Here is a 19,326-nt window from a genome sequence, read left to right on the forward strand (position 1 = left end):
TAATAGTGGTGTTGGGAAGGTTGATGTGTAATGGAAACGGAAATTAAGGATATTGATGGTCGACATCTTAGATCGAAACTCACTAGACAAAAACTGCTTAAAGCAGCTAGAACCGTTTTTCTAACTGATGGATTTCAGAATAGTACAATTAGTCAAGTTATCAAATTAGCAAAAACAGGTTATGGGACTGCCTATACCCACTTCACTGGCAAAGATGATCTTCTTATCGTACTGATGGAAGATGTTATGCAGCAGTTTTTCGAAATTGCTAATTACTCCTTCCACCCTACTTCTAAAGAAGAGGCGCGTACTGTAATCAAAAGCCAAGTATTAACCTTCTTCCAGATTGCTGAGTCTGAACGAGATATGATGAAAGTATTTGCTGAAGCAATGGGACTGTCTCAAGCTATTAATTTAAAATGGGAAGAGATACGTCACAAACAAATTCAGAGTATTACAAATGACATCACTTATTCTCAAACAAATGGTTTAGCACGCAAAGATTTGAAGGCTGAGCTTGTTGCATGCCAATGGTTCTACTCTAATGAGATGTTCCAATGGGACATTGTACACAATCGTCATACAAGCTCTCTAGAAGAAATAGCAGAATCTATGACCACGATGTACACAGATGCCTTATATTTATAGGTGCTCCGGGGTTACCCCCGGCTTTCTTTTTGGAATAATATTGACACCTTGTCATATTTATTTTATATTGATGCTGAGTCATTACTATTTAATTTAAATGTCTAAGGGGATGAACTAGCAGATGATTATCGGAGTACCCAAAGAAATTAAAAATAATGAAAATCGGGTTGGAATTGCACCCGCTGGAGTAACAGCTTTTTTGAACAATGGTCATGAGGTTTGGATTGAAGGTAATGCTGGAGCTGGAAGCGGCTTCACAGATTCTGACTACGTAGCTGCTGGAGCTAAGATCGTGTCATCTGCTAGAGAAGCTTGGTCTGCCGATATGGTTATAAAAGTAAAGGAGCCACTTGCTGAAGAGTACGCTTTCTTCCGAGAAGGTTTAATATTGTACACGTATCTTCATCTGGCACCAGAAGCTGCCTTAACTAAAGCATTGGTTGATCACAAAGTCATTGCTATCGCTTACGAGACGATTCAATCAGATAACGGCGCGCTCCCACTCCTTATGCCAATGAGTGAAGTTGCAGGTCGTATGTCCATTCAAATCGGCGCACAATTTCTAGAGAAACCGCATGGCGGCAAAGGTGTTCTACTTGGCGGTGTACCAGGTGTAGCACCAGGTGAAGTTGTCATTATTGGCGGCGGTATCGTAGGTACTAATGCAATCAAGATGGCAGTTGGTCTAGGAGCATCTGTAACTGTTCTTGATGTAAGTCCTGATCGCCTTCGTCAACTCGATGATATGTTCGGTGGACGTATCAAAACGTTAATATCAAATAGCTACAATATCGCGGACGCAGTTAAAAAGGCAGATTTACTCATTGGTGCCGTTCTTATTCCTGGCGCTCGCGCTCCTCGTTTAGTTACAGAAGAAATGGTAAAAACGATGCAGCCTGGATCCGTTATCGTTGACGTTGCTATTGACCAAGGTGGTTCTATTGAAACGGTTGACCGCATTACAACTCACAGTAACCCTACTTATGAGAAACATGGCGTCATTCATTATTCCGTTGCTAATATGCCTGGTGCTGTTGCTCGTACTTCCACTATTGCACTAACAAATGTTACGATTCCTTATGGCATTCACATTGCTAATAAAGGGTTTAAGCAAGCAGCAATAGAAAGCAAAGCAATTGCAAAAGGAATTAATGTGATCGAAGGCGAGGTTACTTACAAAGCAGTTGCTGATGCTCATGGCTATAACTATGTGAACATTAACGATTATTTGTCCTCCTCTGCTCACGTGAACGTTTGAGAAAGGAGCTTATTCCCTTATGCCAATTGTAACGATTCAAATGATGGAAGGCAGAACGCCAGAGCAAGTCAAATCATTAATTGCGCGTGTAACGGATACGATAGCAGAAGAATTAAACGCACCGAAAGATCGTATTCGAGTACTCGTTACTGAAATCCCGACTACCCATTGGGGCATAGCTGGTGTTCCCGCTTCTGAGGTTATTGCAAATCGAACAAATAATTAATGTACGAATTTTCTTATATACTGAGCCACTTTCATTATCGGCGTTTCTATTTCTGCCAATGAAGGTGGTTTTTTTGTACATATAAGATTCACATCTGGTTCTACTCTCAAAAAAAGGAATTTGGCAGATGTTGTCGAATTGTGTAGAGGGAAATGCGTGTCATATTTATTCCAACCTAGAAAGGGGCTCAATTATGAAGGAACAACCTTTTAAAAACACTATTCCTAAACGTTTTAGGCTTTCATTTTTTGGGAAAAACTTGTTTTTATCGACGCTGAACATCGTTTTAATCGCATTAATTCTCATTACGGCAAGCTACTTCATTCAAGAACGGGTTTTAGTCAAGACGCTGAACCAGCAAGCTATCGGATATGCTGCCCTAGCAACAAGTCAGCTGGAATTAGCTGATGTAAAAGAATCATTTAGTAATCATGATGTGAACAGTCCGCTACAACAGAAAATGATTGCACAAATCGCCCACTTCAAAGAGAAAAATGAAAGTGTATCTCAATCCTACTTATATTCTACTGACATCTCCGATGGTAAAAACCCTATTCTTCTTGCCGTTCCCCAAGATTATATTGACGCAGGTTATGGCCCTGGTTCAGAATACGAACAATCTCCCGTTATGATGAATGTTTTAAAAGATATACTTGTTTCAAAAAAAGCCGAAACGACAGGCATTTATAGCAACAGCCATGGCGAATGGCTAACCGTTGTTCATCCCGTTTTAGACGATAAAGGTGAAGTCATCGCAGCATTTGCGCTAGATTTGAATGCAGATATCGTTTCCGATGGAAAAAATGAATTATTACTAATGACTCTATCTGTTTTAGGAATAGCGTTGGTCATCATTTTATTAATCCAATTCGTACTGCTTCGCAAATTGCTTACTCCGATCAAACAATTATCGGCAGCGTTTAACCAAGTAAGCGAAGGACAACTTAATGTACATCTTTCTACTAAAAGTTCAGATGAATTAGGTCAATTAAGCCATCAATTTAATAAAATGACCGCTGGCCTCCGAGAAATGATCAGTGGAGTTCAGCAAAATGCGATTCAGACGAATGTTCATGCTAATGAACTAGCAACGAGCGCTGAAAATAATTCAAAATCACTAGGCGAAGTTTCTGTACGCATCCATGATGTAGCCTCAGGAGCTAAGACACAAGAACAGGTTGCCCTTGAAAGTTCACGATCAATGGAGGAAATGGCTGACGGTATCCAACGAGTAGCAGAATCCGCATCAAGTATGGCAAATGCTTCAGAAGATATGTCGAATGAAGCCGCACAAGGAAATCTTTTTATTAAGCAGGTAATTGCTCAAATGAACGGTATCAATGAATCTGCAAAACAAACCGCCCATTATATAACTTCATTAAATAAACGTTCCGAAGAAATTGTAACGATCGTAGAAGCTATCTCAGGCATTGCATCTCAAACGAATTTGCTCGCTCTAAATGCTGCTATTGAAGCAGCTAGAGCTGGTGAGCAAGGAAAAGGATTTGCCGTTGTTGCTAACGAAGTAAGAAAACTAGCTGATCAATCTCATCAAGCAGCAAGTCAAATTGGAAACGTAATACAAGAGATTCAGAAGGAAGTTACACTTGCCGTTAAATCGATGGATGATGGTAGCATCGAAGTTGAACGTGGTGTGATTCTAGTAGAAGAAACTGGTGAAAAGTTCCAAGGCATATATGCTTCCACGCAGCATGTCACTCAATTGATTCAAGAAGTATCTGCTATTGCAGAGCAAATGTCAGCAGGTTCAGAAGAAGTAGCCTCTTCCGTTCTGGAGCTGTCAACGATTGCAGCCAGCTCATCAAAAGCTGCAACGGACGTCGCTTCTGCAGCGGAAGTACAACTAGTAACAACACAAGAAGTTGGTGCTTCAGCCATTACGCTCAATCATATGGCAAAGCAACTTCAAGAATTAATCGGGAAGTTTAAACTTTAAGTTTGAAAAGTTAAAAAGAAGCAACGGACCCCATTGGTCTTATTGCTTCTTTTTCGTTAATTACATCTATTCAAAACCCTAATTAGACAGCTCCATCCACTCATTCAGAAGCTCTTCTAGTTTTAACTTCCTCTCTTCTTGTTCACGCCACAACATTTCCAGCTGTGCTCCGTCTTTCAAACTATCTACTTGTTGCATTTCAACTTGATATCGTTCGATGTCACTCTCTAAACTAGCTATCTGTGATTCTAATTGATCACTATTTCTCTTAAGCTTATCCTTACTTTCACTCGTGACCGTTTTAACAGAAGTATCCTTCTGATTTGAATCCCTCTTCTTCGCCCCACTACTTTTGTTCTGAGAAACATCCATTTTACTAATCCGCTCAGCACGCTTTTCCTTAAAGTAGTCAAAGTTTCCAAGATAGGAAGTAACTTTGCCATCTTCCATCTCCCAAACCCGCTCAGCCAATTTATTAATAAAATAACGGTCATGTGATATGACTAATATCGTCCCAGGATATTGGCTAAGCGATTCCTCTAATGCTTCCCGTGATGCAATATCCAAATGATTTGTTGGCTCATCTAAAAGTAGTACGTTGGGCTTCTGCCTAACAAGAAGTGCAAGACGTAACCTTGTCCATTCTCCCCCAGAGAGCATGGAAAGGGGTTTAAATACGTCCGCTCCATAAAATAAATAGCTAGCCAGCACATTCCGTGCTTCGCCTTCTTCTAATTCACATTCCAATTGGAAATATTTAAGCAACGTTCCCTTGTTACTTTTCATAGGTTCCTGTTGCGCCAAATAACCAATATCAACACGTGCTCCTAGCTCTACTTTTCCCGAGTCGGCTGCTATCTCACCTAACAGAATTTTAAATAACGTCGACTTACCTGATCCATTATTTCCGATCAAGACGACCTTTTCACCATAGAGGAGATTTGCTGTTGATCCTTTTAATATGTGACGATCTCCGAACTGTTTCGTAACCACCTCAAATGACAACACTCTTTGACCTGAACGATCTAGTGGCGTTAACTCAAATTGGGCGGACTTCCGCTCCAAAACCGGACGTTTCGTAAGCTCCATTCTTTCTAGTGCTTTCCGAATAGATGCAGCGCGCTTGAAAAATTTCTCATTCCCAGAAATTCTTCCCCACTCCTCGTATTGCCGGATCGCATCCTTCATCTTTTTCACTTGCTTCTGCTCCTCTTTGTACTGGGCAAATTGTTGCAGAAGACGCAATTCTTTTTCCATTACATAACCACTATAGTTGGTGTAGTAAACATGAGCTTCCCCATCTTCCATCTCAATCATTGTTGTTCCAACTGCATCTAAGAAATAACGATCATGAGATACGATCATTACAGCACCTTCATATCGAATAAGAAACTGTTCGAGCCATTCAATTCCTTCCATATCCAAATGATTGGTTGGTTCATCAAGCAATAACAATTCTGGGCTGAGTACAAGCTGAGAAGCAAGTGCAACCTTCGTTTTCTCACCACCGGATAATGTACGGAATAACGTGCCATGATAGTTCCCGTCAATTTGCAATCCACTTGCCACCTGTTCAATCATCGTATCGACATCGTAGCCACCGCCCAGCTCAAAACGTTGTTGCAGTGTGGAGTACGACTTAAGGAGACGTTCCATCAGATCTGGATTACGTATTGCTTCCGAACTTGCCATTTGTAATTCGATATCTTCCAATGCCTTCTTGCAGCCCATCAAATCTTTGAAGCCAGAAGCTAATACTTCATAAACCGTCATCGTATCGAACTCATCTGGTATTTGCGGTAAGTAGCCAATCTTCAGTTCTTTCTTTACTGTAAGCATCCCTTCATCTACACGTTCATACCCTGATATTAACTTGAGTAATGTAGATTTCCCGCTCCCATTACAGCCAATTAAACCGATCCGATTCTTTTCTTGAATTTGCAGTGTAACTCCGTTTAGAACTAGACTTGCACCATAATATTTTTTGATCTCCTGAGCGTTAACAATAATCATATAAAGAGCCTCCTATGTGATGAAGACCCTAACTTACATGCACAAAAAAAGAGCCGCAGCAACAAGCCCTGCGACCCTCAAGGATAAAAAATCCGTTGTGGTTAAAGTAGGCGTCTTCTCGCGAATGGTTGGAACGTATAGGTATTAGTAGACAGACTTATCCCGTTCGCTAAAAACGTATGAACGATGCCAGCCATCGCCATTGGAAGCTGACTAATACGGTTGTTGACCATTTCGTGATTCACCTACCTCACCCCCCTCTTTTCAATTTTTATACTATACCACAGAAAGGAAGACTCTTGCAATACTTGGAAACGTTAATCCGCTGAAGCCACTGCTTTATTGTTTCTTTTCACTATTAAGAAAAAGCGACGTGAAGCATGAAAGTGCCTCCGAATTTCTAATTGTTTACACAATTGATGATACAAAATATACTTACAAAATATAAGTGCGCACTTTTTCGTTCAATACTTACCAGAAGGGAAGTGTCATCATGATCGACACTAAAGCTAGGTATGAGCTAAATGGAAAAAGTTTTAACTGTCCAATTGAATTGTCTGTTTCCATTATTGCTGGCAGATGGAAATCATCAATCGTGTTCAAGCTACTGGGGTGAACGCTTCGAAGTTTCTAACTAAATACACTTATAGCGTCTTTAAGCGGCAGTTCAAGGCATGATTATCATGCTTTGAACTGCCGCTACTTTTATTTCAACTCATTTATAGGAATAATACTTACCAAACAGTAAGTATTAACCGAAAAAGTGCGAACTTACTTTTGTTAAGTTAATTTATTATGATTAGTTTGTAGTCAAAAAATGATCAGGAGTGATTAATCATGAAAACATTAGTAATCGTTGCCCACCCTAACCTATCCGAATCATCTCGTTAAACAAACCGCACATTGGTTAACTCTTATCGTTAAGAGTTAACTAATGTGCGGTTTTTTTGACCAACATCTGGTACTATTGAATAATATTAACTACGATCTCCTAGATTGATATAATTAAAATGATGGGTGGATAGACATGGCTTATAAAATAATGGTTGCGGATGATGATCCGGAAATACGTGATGTCATCCGTATTTATTTGCAGAATGAGGGCTACCAAACGGTAGAAGCAGAAGACGGGAAGCAGGTGTTACACCTACTTGACAACCATAAAGTCGACCTCATTATATTGGATGTGATGATGCCTGTATTGGATGGCATTAACGCTTGTTTTAAAATTAGAGAACGAACAAATATCCCTATTATTATGCTCTCTGCAAAAAGTGAAGATATTGATAAAATTACAGGACTGACGAGCGGTGCTGATGACTATTTGTCAAAACCGTTTAACCCACTTGAACTAATTGCGAGAGTAAAAGCTCAGCTTAGAAGACAATCTTTGGCAAGCTCTGCTAGCAACTTGAGTATGGACAACACAGTTATTGAAATTGACGATTTAAAGATAGACCGCAATAGACATCTTGTTTCTGTTCGAGGTAAAGAAATATCGCTTACCCCTATTGAGTTTTCAATTTTGGAGCTTATGGCTAGCCACCGGGGTTTTGTTTTTAATATAGAAAAATTATATCAAAGTGTCTGGAAAGAAGATAAGTTTCTATCTGATAATACCGTTATGGTTCATATTCGAAATATTCGAGAGAAAATCGAAGACAATGCAAGGTCACCACGCTATATTAAAACCGTTTGGGGAGTGGGGTATAAAGTTGACTAAACATATCCTCGATCATTTGAATTGGAGGAAAAGTATCCGAGTACGCTTGTTCGGATCAATCATTATCAGTTTCATCTTAACATTATTAGTGTCATTTACTTGGGACAGCTCATTGTATAAGATTCCATTTATTGGACCTGTACTATCATTAATCCTATGTATAGTCGTGTTTTTTTTCTTCCTATTTCTATTGCTCCTTCCCGTTCTCAATCACCTTCGTGCAATTAGCGACGGTCTCATGATTATTGCAAAAGGTAATCTTGATTATAGAGTAGATATTCCAAGCTTTGATGAACTAGGTATCATCTCACAAAATGTTAATTATATGGCTGATCAATTACAAAACATGATTCAGAAGGAACGACTACTCGAAACATCAAAGATGGAACTTATTACTCACGTTTCGCATGATTTACGTACACCTCTTACTAGCCTCATTGGTTATTTAAACTTGTTAAAAAGTGACGATTATTCTGATTTGACAGAGCACAAACGTTATATTAACAATGCTTACAACAAAACGGAGCAACTGAAAAAACTTATCGATGATTTATTTGAATATACACGGTTAACAAGCGGATCTGCTCAACTTACTTTCGAGCCTATTGATATGAATAGCCTCTTAGATCAAATTATTAATGAGTTTGAACCTATCGCAAATGAAAATACACTGACAGTCATAACAACCTATGAGCGGCGACCTTTGCTTGGCATGATTGATATCGAAATGTTCGTTAGAGCTATCGATAATTTATTAATGAACGCACTTAAATTTTCTTTTAAAAATAGTACGATCACCATTCACCTCGCTGTACATAGACATCAACTCGTAATTTCTATAGAAAATTTCGGAAACCCTATAACAAAACAACAAGAATTAAGACTTTTCGAACGTTTCTACAAAGGTGACACCTCTCGCAGCGATAAAAACTTGCCTCAAGGTTCTGGACTTGGATTATCTATTGCCAAAAATATCGTTAAACTGCATGGAGGAAAAATTAATTTGCTTCATAGCAACGGACAATTCACTTTCACTATTCTGTTGCCTAACCATATACCTTCTGAATAGAATTGATAATTTTTTTTATTAATTAAATTGTGAATATTGGTATTTTTATCATTCCAAATCTAGTACTATAGTAATAGATTTTGATTTATATTACTTGGAGGCGGAGTTTAATCTATGCTAAAAGTCACACGAAAATCGTTTCATTTAACAATTCGCAAAAAGTTGCTTATTATGTCATTGACACTGCTAACTCTTCCTATTCTTGTATTAGGTGCAGTTGCTTATCAAATTTCTATTAAAGAAACTGATGCATTAATTGAAAGTAAATTAAGCTCCAGTGTTAATCTGGCAATTGAATTAATTGAAAATATGGAATCATCCGTTAAATCAGGTCTGCTTTCTGAAGAAGAAGCACAAGAACAAGTTAGAACATTATTATTAGGAGCTAAAAATACGGACGGAACAAGACCGATAAATAAAGCAATCGATTTGGGGCCAAATGGCTACTTCTTTATTATAGATAAACAAGGAAAACTTCTTGCTCATCCGGTGTTAGAAGGCGAGAACATATGGGACAAACAAACGTCAGACGGTACTTATTACATCCAAAACTTGATTGCTGAAGGTTTAGATGGTGGAGGTGCTACATACTATAATTGGCCTTTGCCAAAAACAGATGGCATGGTCAGTAATGGCGGAGCTGAAGCACTTAAAATATCTTATGCTAAACAAGCTAATTCCTGGGGCTGGATCATAGCAGCGGGCTCCTATATGAAAGATTATAATGCTGGTCAGAAAAATATAATGGAAGGCATTGTTACAACCCTTATTCTATGTCTTGTTGTTGGCATTGCAGTACTGCTCCTATTTTCCCATCACATTTCCAAACCAATCGTTCGTATCGCTCGTGAGGCAGAAAAAATGGCAAACGGTGATCTAAGCGGCGATGAACTAATCATAAGAAACCATGATGAAATCGGGCAATTAGGACGATCCTTTAATCTATTAGCAGCTAACATTCGGCAACTTGTAGGAAATCTTACGTTAAGTTCTAATATCCTTGCGTCTTCATCGAAACAATTATCTTTAACGTTAGGTGAAACAAATGATGCACTCCATCAGACTTCCTCTTCTATAGCTGATGTAGCTAACAATAATGAGATTCAAGCTAATTCAGCACAAGAAACTTCCCGTTCGATTGAAGAGATGGTAATTGGCATTCAAAAGGTTGCAGAAGCTTCTTCTCATGCTTACCAAGTATCCTTGCAAACGCTTCAAGAAGCCGATCATGGAAATAGTCTCATTAATCATTCTTCCGAGCAGATGAATGCAGTAAGTGATACAGTTAATGAAATAAGCGGATCTATAACACGTCTAAATGACCATTCAGATCAGATTGGAACAATTGTTGAGACTATAAAGGGCATTTCTGATCAAACGAACCTACTTGCACTTAACGCTGCAATTGAAGCTGCTCGTTCCGGGGAACATGGTAGAGGTTTCGCTGTCGTTGCGAATGAAGTACGTAAGTTAGCAGGTTTAACTAGTCAAGCTGCGGAACAGGTTTCTGAAATGATAGAAGAAATTCGAAGCAACATTAGCAATGCTCACCATTCAATGAACAAAGGACAAGAAGAGGTTGCGGCTGGCGTCCAATCGATCGAACAAACAGGAATAGCATTTGAGAAGATTTTGGAATCTACTCGAACAATTGTAAATCAAGTTCAAGAATCATCATCTGCAGCACATCAGATGTCAGCGAGTACTGAGCAAATGTCAGCTTCCGTTATTGAGGTTGAACAATTATCACTCCGCTCTGCTGCTTCGGCGCAGACTGTGTCTGCTTCCGTTGAGGAGCAACTGGCTTCTGTAGAGGAAATAGCTGCTTCTGCTCGTAAACTACGTGATATGTCTGATGAAATGCGTTTAATTGTAAGCCGATTTAACCTATAAGCAATTAATCTTGGTTACTTAACCGTTTAACTTCTTCAATTATTGTCTTTATGCCAAGCTCAATCTGCTCTGGTTGCGCTTGCGAGATGCTAACTCGGACAAACTTTTGACGTTCCAAATATTCGGTTAAATAAAAATCTTTACCGGTTCTTACCGTTATATTTTTTTCCTTAAGCCTCTTCATCAATCGTTCCAAATTCACTTTTATCGGAAGCTTAAACTGCACATATATACCTGATTTTATTTGCGAAATTTCAATTACGCCTTCTTTATTGTATCGGTTAACAGCATCATTTAAGATGCTAATTCTCGATTCATATTGAAGGCCTATTTTGCGTTTGTGACGCTCATACATGCCATTGTTTATATATACTTCGAGCGCTGCTTGTGACAATAACGAAGTGTCCGGATATGATCTAGCTGTCTGAAACTTCTCCAATAGTCCATCAGGTATAACCGTTGCTCCAAGCCTTAGCCCCGGAAATACAATTTTGGAGAAGCTTTTTAAATAAATGATATGACTGGTGCTATTGTATGCATAAATGGGTTCGAACCCCCGCTCTTCACCCAAGTCTGCCATATAGTCATCTTCAACAACATATACATCATATTTACTCGCAAGTCGTGCAATTGTTTTTCTATCCTCTTTACTGTAGGAGGTGCCTAGCGGGTTATGATATCTTGACATCGTATAAAAAAATTTGATGTCGTCATTTTTAAACCGACGCTCCAGTTCCTTCAAGTTGATTCCATTAGCTGTACGCTCAATTCCACTTACATTTAGCCCTTCCATTTCAAGGAATCGCAAATAAATATCGTAGCTAGGCTGCTCTACTAATATGACTGATTTCCCGTTTGGAAATGGCATTTTGGCTAACAATTCAAGCACCGGCTGTATTCCAGACGTTACAAAAATATTTGTTTTATTCGCAAACACTTGATCATTAGCTAAATGAGAAACTAACGTATGACGCAGCTTATCTAACCCTTTCGAATCACCATACGTAAACAGTTGGTGTCTATATACATCGATTGCTTTGTTCAAGCAATGTTGAAAATCCAAATAAGGGAATACGTTAATATCAGGTAACGCCGAAGAAAGATTGATTACAGATACTTCCTTATCGTCACAACGCGCCTCTCCTCTTTCGACTACATAATAACCGCTCTGGGCAATGGAATAGATCGCATGTTCTTTCTCAAGCTCTGCATATACTCTCACAATCGTACTGGTGCTGCATTGATAATGCTCTGAGGCTAAACGAACCGAAGGCAGCTTTTGGCCTGGCTTGTACGTTCCATCATTTATTTTTTGATTTATGTCTGCAAGTATGAGCACATATCTTTTCATTCCGCCGCCTCACTTCCTACCTTTCATTATAGAGGAAGATTTCAACTGTATCGATACAGTTTAATATTTTTCCCATTGTTTGGTTTATTTATTGGTCGTATCATTTAAGTATCGGAAGACGATAAAAAACATTTCCTACTATTCATAAGAAAGGTGGACTCCATGAATGATCAGAACAAACCTAAACTTGCCTATATAGCTGTCGTACTAAATGCGGTCATCATCGGTTTTTCATTTCTTTTTACAAAGATTGCATTAGAGCATGCTAACCCAATGGACACATTAACTTATCGATTTATACTATCGTTTGGCATCATGTCGATTCCAGTTGTTCTCGGTAAATTGAAGCTAAATTACCGTGGCAAATCATTTTACAAAATAGTGTTGCTTGCGACTATGTATCCGTTAGCATTTTTTACTTTTCAGTCGTTTGGCCTGCTTCATGCTACTTCCTCAGAAGGCGGTATATTGTATGCCGTTATTCCTGTCCTTACGTTGATGCTAGCTTCTATTTTTTTAAAGGAAACGACTACTATTTTGCAAAAGATTTCGATATTCACTTCTGTATTTGGTGTATTGTTCATCTTTATTATGAAGGGCAGCAACTTCGATTTGTCTAATATAGTAGGCATCGCACTATTGTTCATGTCGTGTTTAGTATTTGCAGCCTATAGTGTTTTGGCAAAGTCGCTCTTAAAAACGTATCGACCAGCAGAAATCACCTATTTAATGCTGGGAATCGGCTTTATCACTTTTCTAATCATCTCGTTAAGCAGTCATACAACTGCGGGAACACTTCATCAATTTATAGCACCACTTACGAATACCACATTCATCTTATCGATTCTCTATCTTGGCGTTTTGTCATCACTTCTAACCGCACTCATGACGAACTATGCCTTATCCAAAATAGATGCTTCCAACGTTAGTGTATTTTCGAATTTGTCGACTATCGTTGCAATGATCGCAGGAGCAATCTTCCTAAATGAAACCATTACACTCTATTCCATAATAGGATCGCTACTTATTATTGCAGGGGTGTTAGGAACAAATATGTTAGGTAAAATCAACACGAACAAAAAGATAGCAAAAGGCGAACACCTTGGAGCTTAATCAACTAATTATTAGAAAACGGGAGCTGTTGACATGACAACTAAAAACCAAATCGATTTTGAAGCAATTATTCGGGAGCGCCATTCGGTCAAACATTTCGATCCAACCTTCCAGTTACAAAAAGAAGAAATCATCGAGCTGCTAGACCTTGCCAATCAAGCGCCTTCCTCTTGGAATTTACAACATTGGGCTTTCCTCACTATTCACGATCAAGCAGCCAAAGAAAAGTTATTGCCTATCGCTTATGGTCAGAAGCAAGTAGTTGAAGCGTCTGTAGTCATCGCTATATTAGGAAATCTGAAAGCTAATGAAAATGGAGAAGCAGCTTTAGGACCAGCAGTAACAGCTGGATTTATGCCACAGAAAGTGAAAGATACCTATATTGAGCAAATAGAACACGCTTATGCAAATTACTCAGGTCTCCCACGCGAAGCAGCTGTGCTTAATTCGTCACTTGCTGCCATGCAGCTTATGCTTGCAGCAAAGGGTAGAGGGCTCGATTCCTGTCCAATTGGCGGCTTCAATTATGGTGAATTAGTTAATGTGTTCAATGTCCCTGATCACTTAATACCTATTATGCTCATTCCAATAGGCAAAGCTGCGATTCCTGCTTATGCTTCAACTCGTATACCTGTTGAGCAATCAATTACTTGGAACGGATTCGAATAATAGATATTTACCTAACAACGGGGGTACTTCTAATGAATGAACTAAATAACCTTTTTCGACAAAGAATCGGCTTTCCTGAACATATAACGATTACATTTGATCAATTAACTAAAGTACTTGAACGAACAGCGTTATCTCTACCTTTTGAGAATTTGCGCGTTATCGCTGGCGAACGAGAAAATGTGACTCGCGATTACTTATTAAATAAAATAGTGGTCAATAAAGAAGGCGGACTGTGCTACGAATTAAATGCGATTCTGTATTTATTTCTTCTTGAAAATGGATTTGATGTTCGCTTAACAAGAGGAATTGTATTTAATCACGGAGCTGGCACATACTTTACATTGGGGAAAACACATGTCGTCATTTTGCTTAATCATGAAGGAATTACGTATCTTGTAGATACAGGATTTGGAGGAAACCTTGCACTAAGCCCCCTTCCTCTAACCGGTGAAATCATTATTTCTTCCAATGGAGGGTTTAGTGTAAAACCAGCGTCAGACGGGCCAGGGGATTATACGTTCGAGCTTAAATTACACCATAAAGATACAGAGTGGAGAATCGGATATACCTTCGATTCCAAGGCAACATTCACAGATTTAGACGAATGTAATGACGCCCAATCCATCGTTATTGAACATCCTGAGTCTACATTTAATAAACATCCTTTGGTTACGAAGCTCACTGAACGTGGAAATGTTACGTTGACTGATCGAACTTTTACACAATGGGTGGAAGGTAAGGTTACAAAAGAGGAAATCGATGCTGTTCGATTTAAAGAGTTGTTGAGGCTACATTTCGGGATGTAGAGTAAAGACGAACAATGAAATGGCTAACCAACAAACTGTATTTAATGCTGTTATATGAAAAGAGCTATCTCATCTATAGATTGTTCTACAGATAAGATAGCTTTTTTACATCTCCAAGTTTCACACTCACATTTAAGCGCATAAATCCTTTTAATTTCAATCATCAATTGATATTTTACGATTTTAAATGCATTTATACACTTATTATCTAGGTTAATCTCACTTCTATCGGAATTTAAGTGTAAAAATACACCTATTCATTCGCGGACGATACTCGCATGAATTCAAATTTCGAAGCACTGATTGCTCATACTTAAAAAGTACTAATCCACGGGTTCACTTTCCCGATATCCCAATGAAACGCTGACCTTCTACCTATGAGCCCCCCAGGCCTCCTTTATCTAACTTCCCACAACGTTGGAATTGACTCTTGTGCTCCCAAACGAGTTACCGCAATTGAAGAAGCATGTTGTGCTGTGTCTACGGCTGCATCCATACTATTGCCTAACGTAATCATTGCCGCAAGCGTGCCAGAGAATGTATCCCCTGCTGCAGTTGTGTCAACAGCTTCAACCTTCCTTGCTTCCTTATACACATTTTTAGTTCCGTTGTAGTAGACAAGCCCCTTCTCACCAAGTGTAATAATCGGATAATGAATACCTTTATCACGCAGCCTGCTCAAAGCCATAAATGCATCATCGATGCTATCAATAACGATGTCTGTGTAAGTAACACTTTCAATTTCATTCGGAATAAAATAATCTATTCCATTCAAAATCTCATCCGCAATTGGAGCTGCGGGGGCCGGGTTTAAAAATATCGGCACCTTTCCTTTCACCATCCGAACGGCTTCGTATACAGTCTCCATAGGAATTTCAAGTTGCAGCATGACAGCTGAGGCAGACAACAACTCATGCTCAAAATTGCGAATATAAGCGGGAGTAACTTGACCGTTTGCACCTTCATTTAAGATGATATTATTATTTCCGTTACAAACGGTAATAGCGGCCACGCCAGTAGATAGTTGCGATTCACGTATGACATAATCAGTATGGACGCCATAACCTTCCATTCCATCAAGTAAAGATTGACCAAAAATATCTTCGCCAACTTTGCCCACAAACCATGTATCGACGCCCATTTTGGCACAAGCGACCGCTTGGTTAGCTCCTTTGCCACCGGGAGAAAGGAAAAAACCTTCTCCCCTCATTGTCTCCCCGATATCTGGAATCCGACTTGTACGCATGACCATATCCATATTTGCACTACCAAGAACAATTATTTTCATAACACGCTTCTACCCCACTTTGTTCCTATATCTCTATTACTTTAATATCGCTATAATAAGTTCTCGCTGCACCAATTGTGCTCATCCCGTACATCCCGTAACCCCATGTATTGTCCGAATGCTGCAACAGTTGCTCCCCGTTAATGTTTAGTGTAATGACATTACCGTGTACGGACGCTGTCATTTCATACTCTTCATTAAGGTTCCATAGAAAGCTACCCGAAGCTATCTTCGTATAACCGAAGTTATTCACATATAAGGCAACTTGATCCTTTCCAGCCAATCCAATATGATAACCCCTCATGGCCCCTTGTGCTCGGAGAGCTACTAGATGTGAATCACCACTCTGCGGGTTCATCTTAACCGTCACCGCATAATCTTTGGAGAAATAATTTCCCGTGTACGCTTCACTAGGCTCAGCAGTCATCAGATACATTGCTCCATCTATAAGACTCCAAGCCCCATGATTATGTGCAAATGGCGTTACACAACCAAAGTCCACAGATTGTTTATTGAAATCAATTGTATAAGCTGATTTGCCAAAGATGCGGAATTCATCAATGAAGATGCGACCAAGACTTTTAGGTTTAAACTTCGTATATGATTCTAGCACAATACCAACTTCATCAATGAGTTCGCCTTCGGAATCTGGAATCTCAAACTCTATCTTTATCCATTGTTGATCTACAAGTTTGATATAACCTTGTACTAATTCCTTCTTGCTATTCGCGAGTCGAATGTATGGGGCAATCCCCATCGTTTCATTACCGCTCCACTGATCTAAATAAATACTCATAGATACTGTCTGACCTGAATAGGCTCTTGGGGCAAACGTAGGCGAATACCGTTCATCGCTAAAATCATTTCGTGTATAAAAAGGTTTGTAAAAAACTTTACAGTTGTCTCCACGGACCATACGATCAAATACGACTTCAAGAGACCCCGTTCCTTTAAACGCTTGTTCAGTGGAATGTTTCACTTGGCAAAAGAAAGGATCAGATACACGAATGTTGTGAGTTGAGCCAGGCAAGTCGAAGTCAAAATAAACTTCAGCTTCCTTAAAGCTATCCACAATCTCTTGCGGGCATTCCTCCTTTGCAAGTCTATAACCAAGGATGGTCAATTCCTTCGCATACGTAGGGATATCCAAAATATTAAGATAACCCGATATGCCCGACATGACGATGGAGTCATTAATCGGTTTGCGATATTTAGCTGCAATACCTTCTACGCCACAAGCTACTCCTAGCACAGTACCTACGTTGCCTGCGTTGCAGTCTGTATCCCAACCGCACATCGTTGCAATCTCAACCGTTTTATTGAAATCGCCTTGTCCATAAATCATCGCTAACACACATACGCCTGCATTAGGAATGATATGACAAATCCCTTTATACTTATCATAACCCCAATCACTCTCAAGCATCTCTCGGCAAGCTCTAAAGTCATTTGGATGTTCGGCATGGAATGCCAGCACCGCTCTTGCCACATGTGCATAAGTCGAGCTTGCTGGAATTTGCGCTAAACCAGCTTCGATAATGTCATTAATATTTGATGTTTCAAATGCTTTGGATATTGCCGCACAGAAAAATCTAGCACCTAACACTCCTTCTCCGTCATGAGACACCCGTGCAGCAGCTTCGCCAAAATCAGCCGCTTTTGTAGGATTACAAGGATTAATTAATCCCCAAGTATCAATAAAGATTTGACCACCAATCTGTTCAGCGATAATGATGCCATTTTGTTCAATCGAACCAGACTGCGGTGCTTCAATCCCTTTTTTCAAATTAACAAATGCCGTATGTTCTGTACTTGTGCCATAACCGCCCCACCAAAACATGCCGACACCTTCACGAGTATAGTTCAGCCATGCCCGTGCAACATCGTTTGGTGTAATATCGCGGTCTTCCGCATCGTCATAAAGCGCTCGCAAGAAGTAATACGGGCCGTTGGCATCATCATCGGCTGCGAAGTTTTTGAACTCTTTTACATAATCCGTAATTTCACCATACGTACTTTTTATTCTTTCGTACGTCCATATCGTTGGCTCAACTGGTGCGCCTAATCGAATGCCAATATTCATACCCAAGTAACCGGAATACACTTTTTCTAAATAGTTGGAAGGGATCATGGTCATACACCGCCTCTATTGTAGTTGTAACATCTGCTCTTGTCTGCGTATATGGAAAGCCATATCTTCCTTAATAATGGCTTCAGCCGCTTCAATAAATCGATCGCATTCTGCACCGAAATTTTGTTTGTTTGCTTGTTCCAAAACAGCGATTTCTTCAGCAGGTATAACGCTCACTCCTTGCATCGCTCCCAAAATAGCACCAATCATGACGCCAATTGAATCCGTGTCACGTCCCGAGCTAACGCCATCTTTAATCGCTTCCAGCATATCTCCGTCATGCAACACAATGTACGCAAGCGCAAGTGGCAATTCCTCGATGGAGAGCAATCTGCTAGGCGTATAGTGGTTGGAAGGAACACCTAATTTATCTATGCTTCGGTTCACATCGTCACTCATTGGTGAATAACGAGCGATCACTTCGTGGAAAGTTCGAACGACAAGATCCCGATCCTTACGTTTATCCCTTAGCTCCACTGCTTTCTCACAACAATCTTGAATTGCTCTTTTGGTTCCATCCTTCGCATAAAGCAATGCCGTGTTCACAATATCTTGAACCGTTACCCCTGGTTCAAACGCCTTAGCCACTGCACAAGCGAGTACTCCAGCCGCTTCCAGTCCATAGCTGAGCTGATGGCCCGAAGCGAACAATATCGCTTCATCGTAAGCCGCCTTCGGATTACATGCATTGACGATTCCAATAGGAGCAATGTACATTGCCGCACCACAGTTAACCATGTTGCCGTAGCCGCCTTCACGAGGTTCGCAATTAGCTAATGCATGCCGGTTAAAGATATGTTTCTCCGGGTAAAACAATCGATCCAATATGAGCGCTTCTCTGCCGAACTCAGGAATGTATCGTGGGCGGAAAGCAATTTCCTTCACAAATTCATTCGCCATATCATAAGCATCCAAATGGCGACGCTCCGTACAATAAACATTCATTAGAGCCAATGTCATAAGTGTATCGTCAGTTACAATACCCTGACCTCTTATCCTTCCGATCCTTGCCGTTTCTGGCCAATCCGCTTTCCACCATTTTGTTTTTGTTGTTTCAATCCGATCATATTGCTCCTTAATTTGGTCATAGGTCATCTTCTCTACTACTGCACCCATCGCATCTCCAAATGCAGTGCCGAACAGTACCCCTCTAACTCGATCTGCAAATACTATCATGA

General features: G+C 39.8%; 17 protein-coding genes. 11 read left to right on the forward strand and 6 right to left on the reverse strand.

The window, feature by feature from the left end; all coding sequences use genetic code 11:
• The first annotated feature begins 30 nt into the window (after nt 1-30).
• From I6N90_RS11025 to I6N90_RS11040, 4 genes are all read left to right on the forward strand, one after another.
• Nucleotides 31-648, forward strand: a complete 618-nt coding sequence (locus I6N90_RS11025) for a TetR/AcrR family transcriptional regulator (RefSeq protein ID WP_197935552.1) — start codon at nt 31-33, stop codon at nt 646-648.
• Nucleotides 649-769: 121 nt separating this feature from the next.
• On the forward strand, nt 770-1,906 hold the full coding sequence (gene ald / locus I6N90_RS11030; RefSeq protein ID WP_197935553.1) for an alanine dehydrogenase: 1,137 nt from the start codon (nt 770-772) through the stop codon (nt 1,904-1,906).
• Between the two features lie 19 nt (nt 1,907-1,925).
• Nucleotides 1,926-2,132, forward strand: coding sequence for a 4-oxalocrotonate tautomerase (locus I6N90_RS11035; RefSeq protein WP_197935554.1), 207 nt, complete (start codon nt 1,926-1,928; stop codon nt 2,130-2,132).
• A gap of 193 nt (nt 2,133-2,325) precedes the next feature.
• A complete protein-coding gene (locus I6N90_RS11040; protein ID WP_197935555.1) occupies nt 2,326-4,089 on the forward strand; it encodes a methyl-accepting chemotaxis protein in 1,764 nt (587 codons plus the stop codon).
• Nucleotides 4,090-4,167: 78 nt separating this feature from the next.
• Here I6N90_RS11040 and abc-f read toward each other — a convergent pair whose 3' ends face one another.
• On the reverse strand, nt 4,168-6,102 hold the full coding sequence (gene abc-f / locus I6N90_RS11045; RefSeq protein ID WP_197935556.1) for a ribosomal protection-like ABC-F family protein: 1,935 nt from the start codon (nt 6,100-6,102) through the stop codon (nt 4,168-4,170).
• A 101-nt stretch (nt 6,103-6,203) separates the two neighbouring features.
• A complete protein-coding gene (locus I6N90_RS11050) occupies nt 6,204-6,347 on the reverse strand; it encodes a hypothetical protein (RefSeq protein WP_197935557.1) in 144 nt (47 codons plus the stop codon).
• 248 nt (nt 6,348-6,595) lie between these two features.
• Between I6N90_RS11050 and I6N90_RS25070 the strand changes: the two genes are divergently transcribed.
• The 4 genes from I6N90_RS25070 to I6N90_RS11065 all read left to right on the forward strand — a co-directional run bounded on the left by I6N90_RS25070 (nt 6,596) and on the right by I6N90_RS11065 (nt 10,787).
• Nucleotides 6,596-6,718 (forward strand): hypothetical protein, encoded by a 123-nt coding sequence (locus I6N90_RS25070; RefSeq protein WP_269669489.1) that lies wholly within the window; start codon nt 6,596-6,598, stop codon nt 6,716-6,718.
• Between the two features lie 411 nt (nt 6,719-7,129).
• Complete coding sequence (locus I6N90_RS11055) at nt 7,130-7,825, forward strand: response regulator transcription factor (RefSeq protein WP_197935558.1); 696 nt, start codon at nt 7,130-7,132, stop codon at nt 7,823-7,825.
• Complete coding sequence (locus I6N90_RS11060; protein WP_197935559.1) at nt 7,818-8,894, forward strand: HAMP domain-containing sensor histidine kinase; 1,077 nt, start codon at nt 7,818-7,820, stop codon at nt 8,892-8,894. Before I6N90_RS11055 ends, I6N90_RS11060 begins: the two co-directional genes overlap by 8 nt.
• Before the next feature lie 114 nt (nt 8,895-9,008).
• Entirely contained in the window at nt 9,009-10,787 is a 1,779-nt protein-coding gene (locus I6N90_RS11065) for a methyl-accepting chemotaxis protein (RefSeq protein WP_197935560.1), read from the forward strand.
• 4 nt (nt 10,788-10,791) lie between these two features.
• Here the strand turns inward: I6N90_RS11065 and I6N90_RS11070 are convergent, their stop codons facing one another.
• Entirely contained in the window at nt 10,792-12,138 is a 1,347-nt protein-coding gene (locus I6N90_RS11070; RefSeq protein WP_197935561.1) for an aminotransferase-like domain-containing protein, read from the reverse strand.
• Between the two features lie 162 nt (nt 12,139-12,300).
• Between I6N90_RS11070 and I6N90_RS11075 the strand changes: the two genes are divergently transcribed.
• The 3 genes from I6N90_RS11075 to I6N90_RS11085 are packed head-to-tail and all read left to right on the forward strand — an operon-like array spanning nt 12,301 to nt 14,729.
• Nucleotides 12,301-13,251 carry a DMT family transporter gene (locus I6N90_RS11075; RefSeq protein WP_197935562.1) on the forward strand — a complete coding sequence of 317 codons (951 nt, stop codon included), beginning with the start codon at nt 12,301-12,303 and terminating at the stop codon, nt 13,249-13,251.
• A 33-nt stretch (nt 13,252-13,284) separates the two neighbouring features.
• Entirely contained in the window at nt 13,285-13,920 is a 636-nt protein-coding gene (locus I6N90_RS11080; protein ID WP_197935563.1) for a nitroreductase family protein, read from the forward strand.
• A 32-nt stretch (nt 13,921-13,952) separates the two neighbouring features.
• Complete coding sequence (locus I6N90_RS11085; protein ID WP_197935564.1) at nt 13,953-14,729, forward strand: arylamine N-acetyltransferase family protein; 777 nt, start codon at nt 13,953-13,955, stop codon at nt 14,727-14,729.
• A 397-nt stretch (nt 14,730-15,126) separates the two neighbouring features.
• Here I6N90_RS11085 and rbsK read toward each other — a convergent pair whose 3' ends face one another.
• The 3 genes from rbsK to I6N90_RS11100 are packed head-to-tail and all read right to left on the reverse strand — an operon-like array spanning nt 15,127 to nt 19,324.
• The gene (rbsK, locus tag I6N90_RS11090) at nt 15,127-16,017 is read right to left on the reverse strand and encodes a ribokinase (protein ID WP_197935565.1); all 891 of its coding nucleotides are present in this window, start codon (nt 16,015-16,017) and stop codon (nt 15,127-15,129) included.
• Nucleotides 16,018-16,042: 25 nt separating this feature from the next.
• On the reverse strand, nt 16,043-18,148 hold the full coding sequence (locus I6N90_RS11095) for an ADP-ribosylglycohydrolase family protein (protein WP_197935871.1): 2,106 nt from the start codon (nt 18,146-18,148) through the stop codon (nt 16,043-16,045).
• Nucleotides 18,149-18,163: 15 nt separating this feature from the next.
• Complete coding sequence (locus I6N90_RS11100; protein WP_197935566.1) at nt 18,164-19,324, reverse strand: ADP-ribosylglycohydrolase family protein; 1,161 nt, start codon at nt 19,322-19,324, stop codon at nt 18,164-18,166.
• Nucleotides 19,325-19,326: the final 2 nt, after the last annotated feature.

Origin of the sequence: Paenibacillus sp. GSMTC-2017, assembly GCF_016019935.1 — a bacterium.
In the GTDB taxonomy this organism is placed as follows: domain Bacteria; phylum Bacillota; class Bacilli; order Paenibacillales; family Paenibacillaceae; genus Pristimantibacillus.

Bases quoted from the DNA above. Each gene is read 5' to 3' on its own strand.
- I6N90_RS11025 (WP_197935552.1), top strand. From the start codon at position 31: ATGGAAACGGAAATTAAGGATATTGATGGTCGACATCTTAGATCGAAA.
- ald (WP_197935553.1), top strand. From the start codon at position 770: ATGATTATCGGAGTACCCAAAGAAATTAAAAATAATGAAAATCGGGTT.
- I6N90_RS11035 (WP_197935554.1), top strand. From the start codon at position 1,926: ATGCCAATTGTAACGATTCAAATGATGGAAGGCAGAACGCCAGAGCAA.
- I6N90_RS11040 (WP_197935555.1), top strand. From the start codon at position 2,326: ATGAAGGAACAACCTTTTAAAAACACTATTCCTAAACGTTTTAGGCTT.
- abc-f (WP_197935556.1), bottom strand. From the start codon at position 6,102: ATGATTATTGTTAACGCTCAGGAGATCAAAAAATATTATGGTGCAAGT.
- I6N90_RS25070 (WP_269669489.1), top strand. From the start codon at position 6,596: ATGATCGACACTAAAGCTAGGTATGAGCTAAATGGAAAAAGTTTTAAC.
- I6N90_RS11055 (WP_197935558.1), top strand. From the start codon at position 7,130: ATGGCTTATAAAATAATGGTTGCGGATGATGATCCGGAAATACGTGAT.
- I6N90_RS11065 (WP_197935560.1), top strand. From the start codon at position 9,009: ATGCTAAAAGTCACACGAAAATCGTTTCATTTAACAATTCGCAAAAAG.
- I6N90_RS11070 (WP_197935561.1), bottom strand. From the start codon at position 12,138: ATGAAAAGATATGTGCTCATACTTGCAGACATAAATCAAAAAATAAAT.
- I6N90_RS11075 (WP_197935562.1), top strand. From the start codon at position 12,301: ATGAATGATCAGAACAAACCTAAACTTGCCTATATAGCTGTCGTACTA.
- I6N90_RS11080 (WP_197935563.1), top strand. From the start codon at position 13,285: ATGACAACTAAAAACCAAATCGATTTTGAAGCAATTATTCGGGAGCGC.
- I6N90_RS11085 (WP_197935564.1), top strand. From the start codon at position 13,953: ATGAATGAACTAAATAACCTTTTTCGACAAAGAATCGGCTTTCCTGAA.
- rbsK (WP_197935565.1), bottom strand. From the start codon at position 16,017: ATGAAAATAATTGTTCTTGGTAGTGCAAATATGGATATGGTCATGCGT.
- I6N90_RS11095 (WP_197935871.1), bottom strand. From the start codon at position 18,148: ATGATCCCTTCCAACTATTTAGAAAAAGTGTATTCCGGTTACTTGGGT.
- I6N90_RS11100 (WP_197935566.1), bottom strand. From the start codon at position 19,324: ATGATAGTATTTGCAGATCGAGTTAGAGGGGTACTGTTCGGCACTGCA.